General features: G+C 64.2%; 23 protein-coding genes. 4 read left to right on the forward strand and 19 right to left on the reverse strand.

Features of this window, described 5'->3' with window-relative positions:
* Nucleotides 1–5 precede the first annotated feature (5 nt).
* From rplE to rpmC, 5 genes are all read right to left on the reverse strand, one after another.
* Nucleotides 6–566 (reverse strand): 50S ribosomal protein L5, encoded by a 561-nt coding sequence (gene rplE, locus PSA7680_RS09445; RefSeq protein ID WP_085868461.1) that lies wholly within the window; start codon nucleotides 564–566, stop codon nucleotides 6–8.
* On the reverse strand, nucleotides 566–871 hold the full coding sequence (rplX, locus tag PSA7680_RS09450) for a 50S ribosomal protein L24 (RefSeq protein WP_085868462.1): 306 nt from the start codon (nucleotides 869–871) through the stop codon (nucleotides 566–568). Before rplX ends, rplE begins: the two co-directional genes overlap by 1 nt.
* A gap of 2 nt (nucleotides 872–873) precedes the next feature.
* On the reverse strand, nucleotides 874–1,242 hold the full coding sequence (gene rplN, locus PSA7680_RS09455) for a 50S ribosomal protein L14 (RefSeq protein WP_005621870.1): 369 nt from the start codon (nucleotides 1,240–1,242) through the stop codon (nucleotides 874–876).
* A 74-nt stretch (nucleotides 1,243–1,316) separates the two neighbouring features.
* Nucleotides 1,317–1,547 carry a 30S ribosomal protein S17 gene (rpsQ, locus tag PSA7680_RS09460; RefSeq protein ID WP_085868463.1) on the reverse strand — a complete coding sequence of 77 codons (231 nt, stop codon included), beginning with the start codon at nucleotides 1,545–1,547 and terminating at the stop codon, nucleotides 1,317–1,319.
* 13 nt (nucleotides 1,548–1,560) lie between these two features.
* Nucleotides 1,561–1,764, reverse strand: coding sequence for a 50S ribosomal protein L29 (gene rpmC, locus PSA7680_RS09465; protein WP_085868464.1), 204 nt, complete (start codon nucleotides 1,762–1,764; stop codon nucleotides 1,561–1,563).
* A gap of 243 nt (nucleotides 1,765–2,007) precedes the next feature.
* On the opposite strand from rpmC, the gene PSA7680_RS09470 reads away from it, so the two are divergent.
* The 3 genes from PSA7680_RS09470 (at nucleotide 2,008) to PSA7680_RS09480 (ending at nucleotide 4,948) form a co-directional block, all read left to right on the forward strand.
* Complete coding sequence (locus PSA7680_RS09470) at nucleotides 2,008–3,930, forward strand: DUF3604 domain-containing protein (RefSeq protein ID WP_085868465.1); 1,923 nt, start codon at nucleotides 2,008–2,010, stop codon at nucleotides 3,928–3,930.
* Between the two features lie 125 nt (nucleotides 3,931–4,055).
* Nucleotides 4,056–4,286: a hypothetical protein gene (locus PSA7680_RS09475; RefSeq protein ID WP_085868466.1), complete on the forward strand. Its 231-nt coding sequence runs from the start codon at nucleotides 4,056–4,058 to the stop codon at nucleotides 4,284–4,286.
* Nucleotides 4,287–4,324: 38 nt separating this feature from the next.
* Complete coding sequence (locus tag PSA7680_RS09480) at nucleotides 4,325–4,948, forward strand: TIGR02466 family protein (protein ID WP_085868488.1); 624 nt, start codon at nucleotides 4,325–4,327, stop codon at nucleotides 4,946–4,948.
* A gap of 75 nt (nucleotides 4,949–5,023) precedes the next feature.
* Here the strand turns inward: PSA7680_RS09480 and PSA7680_RS09485 are convergent, their stop codons facing one another.
* Together PSA7680_RS09485 and PSA7680_RS18830 are read right to left on the reverse strand one after the other, a co-directional pair.
* Nucleotides 5,024–6,100, reverse strand: a complete 1,077-nt coding sequence (locus PSA7680_RS09485) for a metal-dependent hydrolase family protein (RefSeq protein WP_217808330.1) — start codon at nucleotides 6,098–6,100, stop codon at nucleotides 5,024–5,026.
* Complete coding sequence (locus PSA7680_RS18830) at nucleotides 6,097–6,294, reverse strand: hypothetical protein (RefSeq protein WP_217808331.1); 198 nt, start codon at nucleotides 6,292–6,294, stop codon at nucleotides 6,097–6,099. Before PSA7680_RS18830 ends, PSA7680_RS09485 begins: the two co-directional genes overlap by 4 nt.
* A 208-nt stretch (nucleotides 6,295–6,502) precedes the next feature.
* Here PSA7680_RS18830 and PSA7680_RS09490 point away from each other — a divergent pair, with 208 nt between their 5' ends.
* Nucleotides 6,503–7,033, forward strand: a complete 531-nt coding sequence (locus tag PSA7680_RS09490) for an outer membrane protein (RefSeq protein WP_139838599.1) — start codon at nucleotides 6,503–6,505, stop codon at nucleotides 7,031–7,033.
* A gap of 45 nt (nucleotides 7,034–7,078) precedes the next feature.
* Here PSA7680_RS09490 and PSA7680_RS09495 read toward each other — a convergent pair whose 3' ends face one another.
* From PSA7680_RS09495 to PSA7680_RS09550, 12 genes are all read right to left on the reverse strand, one after another.
* Nucleotides 7,079–8,320: an Hsp70 family protein gene (locus PSA7680_RS09495; protein WP_085868468.1), complete on the reverse strand. Its 1,242-nt coding sequence runs from the start codon at nucleotides 8,318–8,320 to the stop codon at nucleotides 7,079–7,081.
* Between the two features lie 168 nt (nucleotides 8,321–8,488).
* Entirely contained in the window at nucleotides 8,489–8,902 is a 414-nt protein-coding gene (rplP, locus tag PSA7680_RS09500; RefSeq protein ID WP_085868469.1) for a 50S ribosomal protein L16, read from the reverse strand.
* Nucleotides 8,903–8,915: 13 nt separating this feature from the next.
* Nucleotides 8,916–9,623, reverse strand: coding sequence for a 30S ribosomal protein S3 (gene rpsC / locus PSA7680_RS09505; protein ID WP_085868470.1), 708 nt, complete (start codon nucleotides 9,621–9,623; stop codon nucleotides 8,916–8,918).
* On the reverse strand, nucleotides 9,623–10,003 hold the full coding sequence (gene rplV, locus PSA7680_RS09510) for a 50S ribosomal protein L22 (protein WP_085868471.1): 381 nt from the start codon (nucleotides 10,001–10,003) through the stop codon (nucleotides 9,623–9,625). The genes rpsC and rplV overlap by 1 nt, the downstream gene beginning before the upstream one ends.
* 5 nt (nucleotides 10,004–10,008) lie before the next feature.
* Nucleotides 10,009–10,287: a 30S ribosomal protein S19 gene (rpsS, locus tag PSA7680_RS09515; RefSeq protein ID WP_085868472.1), complete on the reverse strand. Its 279-nt coding sequence runs from the start codon at nucleotides 10,285–10,287 to the stop codon at nucleotides 10,009–10,011.
* Between the two features lie 3 nt (nucleotides 10,288–10,290).
* Complete coding sequence (gene rplB, locus PSA7680_RS09520) at nucleotides 10,291–11,133, reverse strand: 50S ribosomal protein L2 (protein ID WP_085868473.1); 843 nt, start codon at nucleotides 11,131–11,133, stop codon at nucleotides 10,291–10,293.
* 245 nt (nucleotides 11,134–11,378) lie between these two features.
* Entirely contained in the window at nucleotides 11,379–12,785 is a 1,407-nt protein-coding gene (locus tag PSA7680_RS09525) for a DUF1254 domain-containing protein (RefSeq protein ID WP_176244109.1), read from the reverse strand.
* Nucleotides 12,786–12,900: 115 nt separating this feature from the next.
* Nucleotides 12,901–13,197: a 50S ribosomal protein L23 gene (locus tag PSA7680_RS09530; RefSeq protein ID WP_085868475.1), complete on the reverse strand. Its 297-nt coding sequence runs from the start codon at nucleotides 13,195–13,197 to the stop codon at nucleotides 12,901–12,903.
* Nucleotides 13,194–13,811, reverse strand: coding sequence for a 50S ribosomal protein L4 (gene rplD / locus PSA7680_RS09535; RefSeq protein WP_085868476.1), 618 nt, complete (start codon nucleotides 13,809–13,811; stop codon nucleotides 13,194–13,196). Before rplD ends, PSA7680_RS09530 begins: the two co-directional genes overlap by 4 nt.
* On the reverse strand, nucleotides 13,811–14,533 hold the full coding sequence (gene rplC / locus PSA7680_RS09540) for a 50S ribosomal protein L3 (protein ID WP_085868477.1): 723 nt from the start codon (nucleotides 14,531–14,533) through the stop codon (nucleotides 13,811–13,813). Before rplC ends, rplD begins: the two co-directional genes overlap by 1 nt.
* A gap of 15 nt (nucleotides 14,534–14,548) precedes the next feature.
* Nucleotides 14,549–14,857: a 30S ribosomal protein S10 gene (rpsJ, locus tag PSA7680_RS09545; RefSeq protein ID WP_085868478.1), complete on the reverse strand. Its 309-nt coding sequence runs from the start codon at nucleotides 14,855–14,857 to the stop codon at nucleotides 14,549–14,551.
* A 383-nt stretch (nucleotides 14,858–15,240) separates the two neighbouring features.
* Nucleotides 15,241–15,749, reverse strand: a 509-nt coding sequence (locus PSA7680_RS09550; protein ID WP_245824557.1) for an EF-Tu C-terminal domain-related protein, incomplete at its 5' end; no start/stop codon positions are given.

The raw sequence follows: 15,749 nt of genomic DNA on the forward strand, positions 1-15,749 counted from the left end.
CCCGCTCAGCTGTTGAAGGGCATGTTGAAAGCTTTCAACAGCGCCTTTGCTTCCGCATCAGTTTTCGCGGTGGTGCAGATAACGATGTCCATGCCCAGCATGTCGACGACCTTGTCGAAGTCGATCTCCGGGAAGACGATGTGCTCTTTGAGGCCCATGGCGTAGTTGCCACGACCGTCGAAGGACTTGCCCGAAACGCCGCGGAAGTCGCGGACGCGCGGGAGAGCGATGGTGATCAGACGATCGAGGAACTCGTACATCCGGTCGCCACGCAGGGTCACCTTGGTGCCCAGCGGCATTTCCTCACGAACGCGGAAGGTCGCGATGGACTTGCGCGCTTTCGTGATGACGGCCTGCTGGCCGGCGATGGCGGTCAGGGCTTCCTGAGCGGCCTTCACCTTCTTGGTGTCCTTGACGGCTTCACCGATCCCCATGTTCAGAACGATCTTGTCCAGCTTCGGGATCATCATGTCGTTCTTGTAGCCGAACTCTTCCTTGAGCGCGGCGCGGATCGTGTCCTTGTAGAGCGTCTTCAGACGCGGGGTGTAGGTTGCGGCGTCGAGCATCAGACCGTCTCCCCGGTGGTTTTGGCGTAGCGCACCTTCTTGCCGTCTTCGAAGCGGAAGCCGACGCGGGTTGCCTTGCCGTTGGAGTCGAGCAGCGCCAGGTTGCTCAGGTCGATCGGCATCGCTTGCGGAATGCGGCCGCCCTGGGAGTTCTGGGATTGCTTGGTGTGACGGATGGCGATGTTCACGCCTTCCACGATGGCCTTGCCGGCGGAGGGGTTCACGGAGGTGATTTCACCCTGCTTGCCCTTGTCCTTGCCGGCCAGCACGACGACCTTGTCGCCTTTTTTCAGTTTGGCAGCCATGATTACAGCACCTCCGGAGCGAGCGAGATGATCTTCATGAAGTTCTTCGCGCGCAGCTCACGCACAACCGGGCCGAAGATACGGGTACCAACGGGCTCGTTGTTGTTGTTCAGGATGACGGCAGCGTTGCGGTCAAAACGGATGGCGGTGCCGTCTTCACGACGGACTTCCTTGGCGGTGCGCACGACGACGGCCTTGCGGACGTCACCTTTCTTCACGCGACCACGCGGGATGGCTTCCTTCACGGAGACGACGATGATGTCGCCAACCGAGGCGTATTTACGCTTGGAACCACCCAGAACCTTGATGCACTGAACACGGCGGGCGCCGGAGTTGTCAGCAACATCCAGGTTTGTTTGCATCTGGATCATGTGGTTTCTCCCGACCTTTGGGGGCCTATGCGGGGCTTGTCCCCAGGGTTTCGATTAAGCCGAAAGGCTCTGCCTTATGCAGGCAGAACCTCCCAACGCTTCGTCTTCGAGATCGGCGCACATTCCTGGATGCGGACGGTATCACCAACCTTGAATTCGTTCTTCGGATCGTGAGCCCGGTATTTCTTGGACTTACGGATCGTCTTCTTCAGAATAGGGTGCGTGAAGCGACGCTCGACGGAAACCGTGATGGTCTGCTCGTTCTTGTCGGAGGTCACGGTGCCTTGCAGGATACGTTTGGGCATTCTTCAGGCTCCCTTATTCTGCGGCCGCTTGCGCGGCTTTTTCGTTGAGCACGGTTTTGACGCGGGCCACATCACGGCGGACCTGCTTGACGCGTGCGGTGTTTTCGAGCTGGCCGGTGGCCTGTTGGAAGCGCAGGTTGAAGGCTTCCTTCTTGAGCGCGGTCAGTTCATCACGAAGCTGATCCGGCGTTTTATCGCGGAGTTCCTGGGCGTTCATCGCCAATTTTCCTTTTTCAACATCACCAGAGGGCCCCCCGAAGGGTCACCCTGATTCCAGTGGAGTTCACGGATGAGCGGCCCCTTTACGCCCTATCCCCGACGTTGGCAAGCGAAATCCTGAAGAAAAGACGGATTTGGCGGATGCGCGAAACCGTGCGAGGGTGGGGAGATCATTTCAAATGAAACCAAGCAAGCTTTTGGCCGAGGAGGGTCCCGAGCGAAACATACCCGGAGGAAAGACATGAAACAGATCCTGAGGGCCTGCGCAGCGCTGGCCGTTTCGGCCGGTCTCGGCCACGCATCCGACGTGCCCACCGGCGACACCGCGGCAGACAACCTGCCGACGCGCCCCTTCTCCCCCTACGCCAACCGGACGTTTCCCGACCGCCCCCTCTGGGGGGAAACCCACCTTCACACGGGGCTTTCGCTCGATGCCGGCGCTTTCGGCAACACCCTGAAGCCGGATGACGCCTGGCGCTTCGCCAAGGGCGAACAGGTCACCTCCTCCACCGGTCAACCCGTCAAGCTCAGCCGCCCGCTGGACTGGATGGTGCTGACCGACCACACCGATCTCATGGGGTTCGCCCCCGATCTGCAGGCCGGCAAACCCGGTGTTCTGGCCGATCCGAAGGGCCGGGAATGGTACGAGGGCTACAAGGCCGGGGGCGAAGAGGCCGGGAAGACGGCCTTCGATCTGATCACCAACTTCTCGCAGGGCACCCTGCCCGAACTGCTGCTGGAGTCCTACAGCCCCGGCGCCGACGCCTTTTCCAACGTCTGGGAAGAGATCGTCCTCTCCGCCGAGGCGCACAACGACCCGGGCCGTTTCACCGCCTTCATCGGCTTCGAATGGACCTCGGTGCCCAAGGGCTTCAACCTGCACCGCAACGTGATGCTGCGCGACGGCGCGATCCGCGCCCTGCAGGTGGTGCCGCCCGTCACCCAGCCGCCCTCCGGCAGCACCGATCCCAAGGCGCTCTACGCGTGGCTGGAAGCCTACCAGGAGAAGACGGGCGGCCGCGCCGTGGCCTTCGCCCACAACGGCAACCTCTCCAACGGCTGGATGTTCCCGCTGGAGGGCACCTATCACGGCGGCGAGGTGGATGCGGACTACGTGGCCGCGCGCGCCCGCTGGGAACCGCATTACGAGATGACCCAGATCAAGGGCGACGGCGAGGCCCACCCGGCGCTGAGCCCGGAAGATCCCTTCGCCGACTACGAGAACTGGGACGCGGGCAACCTCGACCTGACCGAACTCAAGACGCCGGAGATGCTGGCCGGCGAATACGCCCGCGAAGCGCTGAAGAACGGCCTCGTTCTGGAAGAGAAATTCGGCGTGAACCCTTACAAGTTCGGCATGGGCGGCGCCACCGACAGCCACACCGCCCTCGCCACGGCCGAGGAAGACAACTACTTCGGCAAATCGGTGAGCGTGGAGCCCTCCCCCACCCGCATCCAGCATCCCTTCGTGAAATCCGATCTCGGCGAAGTGCCCGGCCACAAGCTGGTGGCCTCGGGCTACACGGCCGTCTACGCCACCGAGAACACCCGCGCGGCCATCTTCGATGCCTTCAAGCGCCGCGAGACCTATGCCACAACGGGCCCGCGCATCGGCCTGCGTTTCTTCGGGGGCTGGGATTTCACCAATGCCGACCTGCTGTCGCGCACGCCGGCCGTCGCCGGCTACGAGCGCGGGGTGCCCATGGGCGGCGACATGCCCACCCGCGAAACCGAGGCCGCGCCTTCCTTCCTGCTTTTCGCGCTGCGTGATCCCATCGGCGCCAACCTCGACCGGATGCAGATCGTGAAGGGCTGGCTCGATGCCGACGGCGCCACCCATGAAAAGGTCTATGACGTCGCGTGGTCGGGTGACCGCGCGCCGGACGCGAACGGGATGCTCCCCGAGGTCGGCAACACCGTGGACATCGAAACCGCCAGTTGGCAGAACACGATCGGCGCCTCGGAGCTGTCCACCGTCTGGACGGACCCGGATTTCGATCCGGCCGAGCGTGCCTTCTACTACGTGCGCGTGCTCGAGATCCCGACGCCGCGCTGGGTCGTCTACGACAAGCTGCGCTACGGCATCGACCTGCCCGAGGAGGCCCGGCTCATCCACCAGGAACGCGCCTATTCCTCGCCGATCTGGTATACCCCGGCAGAGTGACCTCCGGCCCACGGTCAGAGGCTACGCCCCGCGCGGGGCCACGCGGTGAGCGGCATCGAAGCCCCCCGAGATGATCGCGAAGCTGGGCGAAAAGTCTGGGGCCGGAGACGCTCTGCATCAAGGCCGTGCAGCATGATCCCGCCCGCCGGACGCTCCAATTCCAGCGCGCCCACATCGACGCCTCCGGCACGCGGCTCGTGCCGCTGCCCCTGCGCCATGCCTACCCCGCCGAGATCGATCTCATGGCCCGGCTCGTCGGGCTCGCGCTGCAGGCACGCCGGGGCGGCTGGCACCGGCAGGAATTCACCGCCGAGAGCAAAATGCACGTTTCTCTCTACGCAAAAGCTGATAGCTGAGCAGCGAACACCGAAGTCCGCAATCAAAGGCCATGCCCATGCCCCAGATCGACTCTCTCTTCGTGACCCGCCTCTACCGCGACCGCCTGACCGCCTTCGGCGAGACCGTGGACCCGGATGAACTCGAAGCCTCCTGCTACTCCATCGCCGAAGACGACGAGGCCGGGCAGGCGTGGTGCGAAGCCAACGACTACCCCGGCTACACCAGCTACGCCTCGCTCACCGATCTCGCCTGGCGCTTCCCGATCTTCGAAGAGGTGCGCAAGCTGCTGGACCGGCACGTGGCCGCCTTCGCCGAGGATCTGGAGCTGGATCTGGACGGGCGCGCGCTGCGGCTTGAGGATCTCTGGATCAACATCCTGCCCGAGGGCGGCTTCCACTCCGCCCACATCCACCCCCATTCCGTGATCAGCGGCACAACCTACGTGGCCATGCCCGAGGGCACCAGCGCGCTGAAGCTGGAGGATCCGCGCCACGCGATGATGATGGCCGCCCCGCCGCGCAGGAAGACCGCGCGGCAGGAGATGAAGAACTTCGTCACCGTCAAGCCCGCGGTCGGCGACGTGCTTCTTTGGGAAAGCTGGCTGCGCCACGAAGTGCCGATGAACATGGCCGAGGACGACCGCATCTCGGTGAGCTTCAACTACGCCTGGGCGGACTGACGCACCGTGGCGGAAGGCGAAGGGCCCCGGGCGCGCACCGGGGCCTTTTTCGTTCCATATGCACCCGCGGCGCGATCACATCTCGTTCTTGAAGATCTCGCCGCCCTTCATGATCAGGTAGAAGTTGGCGTTCGGATCGGCCACGAGGTCGATGTCTTCCAGCGGGTTGCCGTCCACGAGGATGAGATCGGCATAGGCCCCTTCAGCGATCACCCCGAGCGGGCCGGCCGGATAGGGGTTTCGCGGCCCGTTGATCGAGGTCGCCATCTTCAGCACCTCGTAGGGCGAATACCAGCGCTGCAGCTTGGCGAGGAAGGCGCCCTGACGCTCGGCCAGTTTCGGATCGAACAGGATGTCGGCGCCGAAAGCCACCTTCACCCCCACTTCCCTGGCCGTCCTGTAGGTGAAATCGGTGCCGCTGGTGACGTCGATCCACTTCTGCTGGCTGACCGGATCATCGAAGGAGAAGCCGTCCTCGTCGTCCAGCAGCGGCTGCACGGAGAGCCAGGCGTCGTGATCCTTGATCATCTGCATCGTCTCCCGGCTCATCAGGAACCCGTGCTCGATCGATTTGACTCCGGCCTCCAGCGAGATCCGCACGGCATCGTCTGTGAAGGTGTGGGAGGCGACGTAGGTGTTGTAGGTATCAGCCACTTCCACGAAAGCCTCGATCTCGGCACGCGCGTATTGGCGCACGTCCAGCGGATCATAGGTGGACGACACCCCGCCGCCGGTTGAGATCTTCAGCTGGCTTGCCCCCATCCGCATGATCTCACGCGCGCGTTTCGTCACCTCCGGCACGCCGTCGGCCATCGCCATCAGGCCGACACCATACCAGTACCATTGGGAATCCGCCGGGTTCGTGGGAACGGCCTGGTAGGGGCGGTAGTCGAAATAGCCGCCGGTCTGGGCCACGGGCGGGCGCGAGGGCAGGATGCGCGGGCCGACAAGTTCGCCGCCGTCGATCATCTTCTTGGTGGCGAACGGGTTGCCGCCCACGCCCCGCACGGAGGTGAAGCCCCGCATCAGCGTCGCCTCCGAGCCCTTGGCACCGCGGATGGCGATTTCGAGGATATCCCCCGTCACCACCGTGCTCTGCGCCGCGCAGCAATAGGAGGTGTGCCAGTGCACGTCGATCAGGCCGGGGATCATCGTCCGCCCGCCGAGATCGGATCGGTGGAGATCGCCGCGATCATCTCGCCCTCCACCAGCACGTTGGCCTTCTCGATCAGCGCCTCGTTGACACCGTCGAAGACGTTGACGTTGGAAATCAGGATCTGCCCGGCGCCGGCGGGCGCGGCGGCAAGGGCCGCAAGAGCGGCCGCGAACGGTAGAAAAGACTTCATGACAAACTCCAAAACCTGCGTGGACGCATCCTCGCCGAAGCGGCGGATTGTGCCCAGATCGTTCTCACGAGCGGACACGTTCGCGTGAAAACCGCCCAGACGGCACCCGCCCGGCAAAAGCGGGCTCATCCAGATGCGAGGGGCGCACGTAGCTTCCATGACGGCCGGGCATCCTCACCGCGCCGCAGCAAACCGAAAGGATAGGACAATGAAGCTCAGAACTGCTCTCGCGGCGACCGCCGCCGCGTTTCTCGCCGCGCCGCTCTCGGCGCAGTCCCTCGATGATTTCACCGGCTTCTACGCCGGCGCCCAGCTCGGCTACGGCGACGTGGGCACCAACGCGCCCGGCGTGAGCGGCGATGACTGGATCGGCGGCATCATCCTGGGCTACGACTACGACTTCGGCGATTGGGTGATCGGCGGCGGCATCGACTACGACTGGGCCGACATCAACATCGCCGCCGGCGTGGACGTGGAGAGCGTCTGGCGGATCAAGGCGCGCGGCGGCTACAACTGGGACAACAGTCTGATCTACGCCACCGCCGGCTATGCCGACGCCGGCACCAACGCGCTCGGCAGCTCCGACGGCTGGCTCGCCGGCATCGGCTACGAATACCGGGTGCGCAGCGATCTGAGCCTCGGCGCCGAGCTCCTGTATCACGAGTTCGACGATTTCAACGGCTCCGGCATCGACGTGGACGCCACCACGGTGCAATTCCGCGCCTCCTACCGCTTCTAGGGCGGCCCCGCTCCGCGTGCCCTGCCGGGCGCGCGGGGCCCTGCGTTATGTGGCCGACGCCGCGAGGGCCAGCCCGTCCACCACGGCGGTGAAGGCCTCGGAGCGCAGCAATTGCGCAGGGGGAAACAGGGCCTGCATTTCCTGCGCCACGAATCCCATGAGGCTGGAGCCGCCCACGAGGATGACCCGCCCCACCTCGCCCGGCGCGACACCGGCGCGCTCGACCGTCTCCCGCGCGGCCTGCCCGAGCGCGGCGCGCGCCTTTTCCAACTCGGCGTTCATCTCCTCGCCCGTGATCGGCACAGAGAGCCCGGCCTCGATCATCGCCATGTCGATGCGCCCCTGGCCGGCGGCGCCGTTCGCGGCAATCTTCCCGGCCTCAACCGCGAAGGCCAGTTCATGGCCCAGTTCCATCTCCAGCACGGTGGCGAAACGGGCAAGCTTCGCGGGTTCCACCGCCAGCCGCTGCATGTCGGCCGCCATCTGGCGCATCTTCCCAGTATAGAGGAAAGGGATCTTGGCCCAGGTCGCAAGATCGACATAGGGCGCGCGGGGCACCGGCAGGCGGCCTTGCCCCATCTCACGGCGCAACTCCGATCCAAGCCCCAACTCCGGCATGGCGAAGGCCAGAGACAGGACCTGATCGAAGTCCGTGCCGCCGAGCCGGATGCCGTGGTTGGCGAGAATGTCCACCTCGCCGCCCCGATCCCGGAACACGGAGAAGTCCGAGGTGCCGCCGCCGATGTCCACGATCAGCGCCGGCGCGCCCGTCTCGCCCATTCCCCGCGTGGCATGGGCGGCGGCTTCCGGCTCGGGCAGAAAGGCGACCTCCGCGAAGCCCGCGGCCAGGTAGCAGGCGCGCAGATCGGCTTCGGCCTGCGCGTCCTTCTCCGGCGCGCGGCCGTGAAAATGCACCGGGCGTCCCGAGAGCACGCGGGAAAAACGCATTCCGGTTTCGGCTTCGGCACGCGATCTGACGGTGGCCAAAAAGGCGGTGATCACATCCGCAAGGCTCTGCCGCTTGCCGCCGAGCAAGCGTTCCTCATGCAGCAGCGGCAGGCCCAGCACGCTCTTCAGCGCGCGCATGTATCGCCCCTCCTCGACCGCGATCAGGCTCGCCCCGGCGGCCGCGCCCACGCGCATCGCGCCACCGGTCGGAAAGAAGACGGCCGTGGGCAGGGTGTCGCGCCCGGCCTCGACCGGCAGGCGCCAGACGCGCCCGCCGTGCGCCAGCGCGGCGGCGGAATTGGAGGTGCCGAAATCCACGGCGAGAGTTGCGCCTTGCATGGGAGCCTCACGGTGCTTGAGGGAAAGGGCGCCCGTCTAAAGAGGCGCGGCGCGGAAAGCAAGAGGCGCAACGAAAAGCCCCCGCCAGTTTCCCGGCGGGGGCTTCAAACTCTCAACTGGGCCGCCTTCGCGGCTGTTTGGGAACCGCGGAAGCGGTTCGCAAACCAGTTACCAGTCTTCGCGGACGATGGTGCGGGTTTTCACCGGCAGTTTCATCGCGGCAAGACGCAGAGCTTCGCGGGCGACATCTTCGGACACGCCGTCGATCTCGAACATCACGCGGCCCGGTTTGACCTTGCAGGCCCAGTAATCCACGGAACCCTTACCTTTACCCATCCGGACTTCAACCGGCTTGGAGGTCACGGGGGTGTCCGGGAAGATCCGGATCCAGACGCGGCCCTGACGCTTCATGTGGCGCGTCATGGCACGGCGGGCAGCCTCGATCTGGCGCGCGGTCACGCGCTCAGGCTCGATGGCCTTCAGGCCGTAGGTGCCGAAGTTCAGGTCGGAGCCGCCTTTGGCTTGACCCTTGATCCGGCCCTTGTGCATCTTGCGGAATTTGGTGCGCTTCGGTTGCAGCATCTCTCAGTTCTCCTTACCGACGGCCGCCGGCGCCACGCGGGGCCGGGCCTTCCTGGAGTTCCTGTGCACGACGATCACGCGCGGCAGGATCATGCTCCATGATCTCGCCTTTGAAGATCCACACCTTGATGCCGATGATGCCGTAGGGCGTCATGGCTTCGGAGTGGGCGTAATCGATGTCGGCACGCAGGGTGTGAAGCGGCACGCGGCCTTCGCGGTACCATTCGGTACGGGCGATTTCCGCGCCGCCGAGACGGCCTGCCACGTTCACGCGGATGCCGAGGGCACCCATGCGCATGGCGTTCTGCACGGCGCGCTTCATGGCACGACGGAAGGAAACGCGGCGCTCCAGCTGCTGGGCGATGGACTCGCCGACGAGCTGGGCGTCGAGCTCCGGCTTGCGCACTTCAACGATGTTGAGGTGCAGCTCGGATGCCGTCATGTTGGCCAGCTTCTTGCGCAGGGTTTCGATATCGGCGCCTTTCTTGCCGATGATCACGCCCGGACGCGCGGTGTGAACGGTCACGCGGCACTTCTTGTGCGGGCGCTCGATGATCACACGGCTGATGCCAGCCTGCTTGCACTCTTCCTTGATGAACTCGCGGATCTTCAGATCTTCCAGCAGGAGATCGCCGTAATCCTTGGTATCTGCGTACCAGCGGCTGTCCCAGGTGCGGTTCACCTGGAGACGCATACCGATCGGGTTTACCTTCTGACCCATTATGCTTGCTCCTCGACTTGGCGAACCTTGATGGTCAGCTCGGAAAACGGCTTGATGATCTTGCCATAACGGCCACGGGCCCGGGGGCGACCGCGTTTCATCGTCAGGTTCTTCCCAACGTAGGCTTCGGCCACGATGAGCTCATCCACATCCAGGTTGTGGTTGTTCTCGGCGTTGGCGATGGCGGACTGAAGGCATTTCTTCACGTCCACGGCGATGCGCTTGTTGGAGAAGGTCAGGTCCGTCAGGGCCTTTTCAACCTTCTTGCCGCGGATCATCTGAGCCACGAGATTCAGTTTCTGCGGGGACGTGCGAAGCATACGGACCTTGGCCATCGCTTCGTTGTCGGCCACGCGGCGGGGATTCTTCTCTTTACCCATGGCTCTTACTTCCGCTTCGCTTTCTTGTCCGCGGCGTGCCCGTAGTAGGTGCGCGTCGGGGAGTATTCACCGAACTTCTGGCCGATCATCTCTTCGGTCACGTTGACGGGGATGTGTTTTTTCCCGTTGTAGACACCGAAGGTCAGGCCCACGAACTGGGGCAGGATCGTCGAACGACGAGACCAGATCTTGATGACTTCGTTACGGCCGCTCTCGCGAACCTTTTCAGCCTTCTTGAGGACGTAGGAGTCGACAAAAGGCCCTTTCCAAACAGAACGTGCCATAGATTAGCGACCCTTCTTCTTGGCGTGACGCGAGCGAATGATGAGCTTCTGCGACGCCTTGTTCTTGTTGCGCGTGCGCGAACCCTTGGTGTCCTTGCCCCAGGGCGTAACCGGCGTGCGGCCACCCGAGGTCCGGCCTTCACCACCACCATGGGGGTGATCGATCGGGTTCATGGCAACACCACGCACGGACGGGCGGATGCCCTTGTGGCGGTTGCGGCCAGCTTTACCGAAGTTCTGGTTGCTGTTGTCGGGGTTGGACACGGCACCGACGGTGGCCATGCATTCCTGACGGACCATGCGCAGTTCGCCGGAGGAGAGGCGGATCTGGGCGTAGCCGCCATCGCGGCCCACGAACTGGGCGTAGGTGCCGGCGGCACGTGCGATCTGGCCGCCCTTGCCGGGCTTCAGCTCGATGTTGTGCACGATGGTACCGATCGGCATGCCGGAGAAGGGCATGGCGTTGCCGGGCTTGATGTCAGCCTTGGCGGAGGCAACCACCTTGTCGCCCACGGCGAGGCGCTGCGGTGCGAGGATGTAGGCTTGCTCGCCGTCTTCGTATTTCACGAGGGCGATGAAGGCCGTGCGGTTGGGGTCGTATTCGATCCGCTCCACGGTGGCCACGACGTCAAACTTGTTCCGTTTGAAATCGACGATGCGATAGAGACGCTTTGCGCCGCCGCCTTTGCGGCGTTGCGTGATCCGTCCGGTGTTGTTCCGGCCGCCGTTCTTCGTCAGACCCTGCGTGAGGGCTTTGACGGGGCGTCCTTTCCAGAGCTCCGAACGGTCGATCAGTACCAGCCCACGCTGGCCCGGCGTCGTCGGTTTGTACGACTTGAGTGCCATGCTTTCTGTCTTCCGTTTGCTGTACGCCCGAAGGCGCAGGTGAAGGCCCCCGAAGGTGCCCGAGTCTCAAGCGGCGGGGCAGCCCCGCCTCTCCCGTCGCCTTGGCCGGATTCCGGCAAAAACGACAGCCCCGGACGAATCCGGGGCCGTGGGATTGCGGCGATGTATCAGGGGTTGGCGGGGCTGTCCAGACCACGCCGCCAAAAAAGCTGCACCCTCACCCGCGGGCCGGCCGGCGCCTTACCCTACTGCTTCTCGAGGTCCGGCAGTTTCCAGCCGCTTTCGATCCATCCCTCCTTCGGGCCGTAGAGGCGGAAGAGCAGGAAGAAATCCTCGCCCGTCGGGATCCAGTTGCTTTCGCGTCCTTCCGGTGCGACGGGGCCGAAGTAGACGTCCGCCGAGCCGTCATCGTTCACCTGCATCTCGGGCAGGTCAGGCGTCGCCAGCCCGACACGCGCGTTTCCGGCGACGAATCCCTTGGTCTGCATGCTGTAGACGATGACAGACCAGAAATCCTCCGCCGGGGTATCGGCCGGCACGGTCAGCTTGTAGGTATCTTCACCGTTCAGCGCATTGCCGTCGCCGTCTGTCAGCCCCGTGAGGTAGAACGTCCCGCCGCCCAGCTTCCTGGGCAGATAGGTGATCCACGAATACGAGCCGCCGGCCCGATCATCGATCAAGACCATATCGTCCGTCTCATAGGGGAAACCGGCCTCAGGCTGGCCTTCGGCAAAGGCCCAGACACCCCACGTCCGATCCTCCCAGAGCGGCACCACGGAGCGCGTGATGAAATGCTCCTGCATCGCATCATAGGCACACTGCAGGCCAGCGAGCATGGCTTCCTGTGTTTCGGCATCCGGCTCGAAAGCTTCGCCGCGCTTGATCCCCAGCGAAGCCAGCATCCCCATCATGACCTTGTCGCGCTCCAGCACCGGTTCGCGCTGCACGACGGTGTTGAGATCCTCGAAATAGGTCATGTCGTAGACGGGCAGCGTGTTCACCGGGTTCACCTTCACGTCGACGAAGCGGGTTTCGGGCGGATCGTCCATCGCGGCCAGCGGATACCACTTCAGGGTCTGCGCATAGGCCGCCTGATCGGCGGAAGTGCCGCCATTCTTGGCCACCGGGCGGAACGCGAAATGCACTCCGTAGGTATCGGAGCGGAACACCCGGAAATCCCCTTGCGGCGGCTCACCCTCGAAATCCGGCGGCAGGATCACGTATCGCCCCCCGGCCCCGGCGTCCTCCCCCGTGGTCCCCACATCCGCGATCGGCACCTGCCAGGCGTTCACGATGGTACCGAAGAAGGCCGCTTTCTCACCCGCCGGCGGCACCTCGATGACGATGGGGCCATCCTTCGTCGTCAGGCCCGTGAAGGTGTAGGGCGTCACGTCGTTGGCGGTGAGGAAGCCGTGGCGGGAATCCATCGGCTCGCTCATGTAGCCGACGACGCCCGGCGATGCCCCGGCGTCGCGTTGCAGCGCCAGTTCGATATCGTAGACCCCGACGGCCGGCATGCCCCAGATCGCCGCCTCGCACGCCCGGCGCTCGATCAACGCGCGCTGCACGTCACTCATTTCAGCCGCCGCCGGAAAGGCTGCGCAGGCCGCCAGCAAGGCGCCCCATGGCGTGGTGATCGCTTTGTTTCTCATGAACCCATCCCTTTGAGCGTCCATGCTATGCCGAAAATGGCCCCCAGCCAAACCCGCAAAGAAAAAGCCCCCCGCATCGCTGCGGAGGGCTTTCAATCTTACAGAAAGGCAGATCTCAGAGACCGGTGGTCACGTCGATCGTGTTGCCTTCCTCGAGGGTCACATAGGCCTTCTTCACGTCCTTGCGCTTGCCGAGTTGGCCGCGGAAACGCTTGACCTTGCCCTTGGTGATCGTCGTGTTGACCGCTTTCACCTTCACACCGAAGAGGCCTTCGACGGCTTCCTTGATCTGCGGCTTGTTGGCGTCGATCGCCACTTCGAAGACCACGGCGCCGTTTTCGGATGCCAGCGTGGATTTCTCGGTGATGATCGGCTTGCGGATCACGTCGTAGTGTTCTGCCTTCGCGCTCATTTCAGACGAGCCTCCAGTGCTTCGACACCCGCCTTCGTGAGCACGAGCGTGTCACGCTTCAGGATGTCATAGACGTTGGCGCCGATGCCGGGAAGGATGTCCAGGCCTTCGATGTTGCGTGCAGCCTTCGCGAAACCTTCGTTCACGGCGGCACCATCGATGATCAGCGCGCGTTTCCAGCCCAGGTTCTTCACCTGCTTGGCCAGAACGCTGGTTTTGCCGTCTGCTTCAGCAGCGTCGATCACGACCAGCTCGCCGGCTTTCGCCTTGGCGGAGAGGGCGTGCTTCAGGCCGAGCTTGCGGAATTTCTTCGGCAGGTCGTGGCCATGGCTGCGGGGCGTCGGGCCCTTGTAGACACCACCACCGCGGAAGATCGGCGCGTTGCGGTCACCGTGGCGGGCGCCGCCGGTGCCTTTCTGGCGGTAGATCTTCTTGGTGGAGTAGCTGGTTTCGGAGCGGGTCTTCACCTTGTGGGTGCCGGCCTGCGCGTTGTTGCGCTGCCAACGGACCACGCGGTGCAGGATGTCCGCACGCGGCTCAAGGCCGAAGAGGGCCTCGTCCAGCTCGATGGAACCGGCTTTGCCGCCGTCCAGTTTGATGACATCAGCCTTCATTATTCTGCTCCCTCGGTCGGAGCCTCGGCAGGTGCTTCAGCGGCAGCGGCGGATTTCAGCGCGGCCGGGAAGGGAACACCCTCAGGCAGTTTCTTCTTGACGGCGTCCTTGATGGTGACCCAGCCACCCTTGGAGCCCGGCACGGCGCCCTTGATCATGATCAGGCCACGATCGGCGTCGGTACGAACGACTTCCAGGTTCTGGGTGGTCACGCGGGCAGCGCCCATGTGGCCGGCCATCTTCTTGCCCTTGAACACGCGGCCCGGGTCCTGACACTGACCGGTCGAACCGTGGGAACGGTGGGAGATGGACACACCGTGGGAGGCACGCAGACCGCCGAAGTTGTGGCGCTTCATGGCACCGGCAAAACCTTTACCGATGGAGGTGCCCGAAACGTCGACCTTCTGGCCCACCACGTAGTGGTCGGCGGAGATCTCTTCGCCGATGGCGATGAGGTTCTCTTCGGACACGCGGAACTCGGCGATCTTGCGCTTCGGCGCGACGTTGGCCTTGGCGAAGTGGCCGCGCATGGCCTTGGAGGTGCGTTTTGCCTTCGCGGAACCGGCACCCAGCTGAACGGCGGTGTAGCCGTCACGCTCCTTGGTGCGCTGGTCCACGACCTGCAGGTTGTCCAGCTGGAGAACGGTCACAGGGATCTGCTTGCCGTCTTCCATGAAAAGCCGGGTCATGCCGACTTTCTTTGCGATGATTCCAGAGCGCATCTCTTGATACCCTCCTTAAACCGAAATCTGCACGTCGACGCCGGCGGCCAGGTCGAGCTTCATCAGCGCGTCCACGGTCTGCGGGGTCGGGTCCACGATGTCGAGCAGACGCTTGTGCGTGCGGATCTCGAACTGGTCGCGGGATTTCTTGTCGATGTGAGGGCCACGCAGAACGGTGAACTTCTCAATCTTGTTCGGAAGCGGGATCGGGCCACGGACCTGAGCGCCGGTGCGCTTTGCCGTGTTGACGATTTCCTGCGTGGAGGCGTCCAGCACGCGGTAATCGAAAGCCTTCAGCCGAATGCGAATGTTTTGGCTTTGCATTTCGTCAGCCTTCATTGGCGTTGGAGTTGAGAGGAGGGCAAGCGCTCATCGCAAACCCTCATCGAACCCAAACGGCGGGAATCAACCCGCCGCTCTGTTCTCATCGAGAACGGGCGGGGCTTACAGGGGATCCGGAGCGGTGGCAAGCGTTAATTGCCCCGCACCCCCAGCGCGCGCCCCCGCCCCGCTAGCCGGGGTGTTCCGGCCGCAAGCCGGGGCCCACTTTGTTCCTCAAATATCCCGGGGGAGGCGCGCCGCAAGGCGCGGCGGGGGCAGCGCCCCCTGCCCTAGGTCGGGCACCAGCGCCTGAATGCGGCGCCAGACAAAGGAAAAGGGCCGCTCACTCGGAGCGGCCCTCGCCAATTCGCGTATCGCGGAAGCGATTACTCGATGATCTTGGACACCACGCCGGCGCCGACGGTGCGGCCGCCTTCACGGATGGCGAAGCGCAGACCGTCTTCCATCGCGATCGGAGCGATCAGCTCGACCGTGAAGGAGATGTTGTCGCCCGGCATCACCATTTCGGTGCCTTCGGCCAGCGTCACCGTGCCGGTCACGTCCGTCGTGCGGAAGTAGAACTGCGGACGGTAGTTGGCGAAGAACGGGGTGTGACGGCCGCCTTCTTCCTTCGTCAGGATGTAGGCTTCGGCTTCGAACTTCGTGTGCGGGGTCACGGAGCCCGGCTTGCAGAGAACCTGGCCACGCTCGACCGCTTCGCGGTCGATGCCGCGCAGCAGCGCGCCGATGTTGTCGCCGGCTTCGCCGCGGTCCAGCAGCTTGCGGAACATTTCAACGCCGGTGCAGGTGGTCTTCTGCGTGTCGCGGATGCCCACGATCTCGATCTCGTCACCCACGTTGATCACGCCGCGCTCGACGCGACCGGTCACCACGG

Source organism: Pseudoruegeria aquimaris (assembly GCF_900172235.1).
GTDB lineage: Bacteria > Pseudomonadota > Alphaproteobacteria > Rhodobacterales > Rhodobacteraceae > Pseudoruegeria > Pseudoruegeria aquimaris.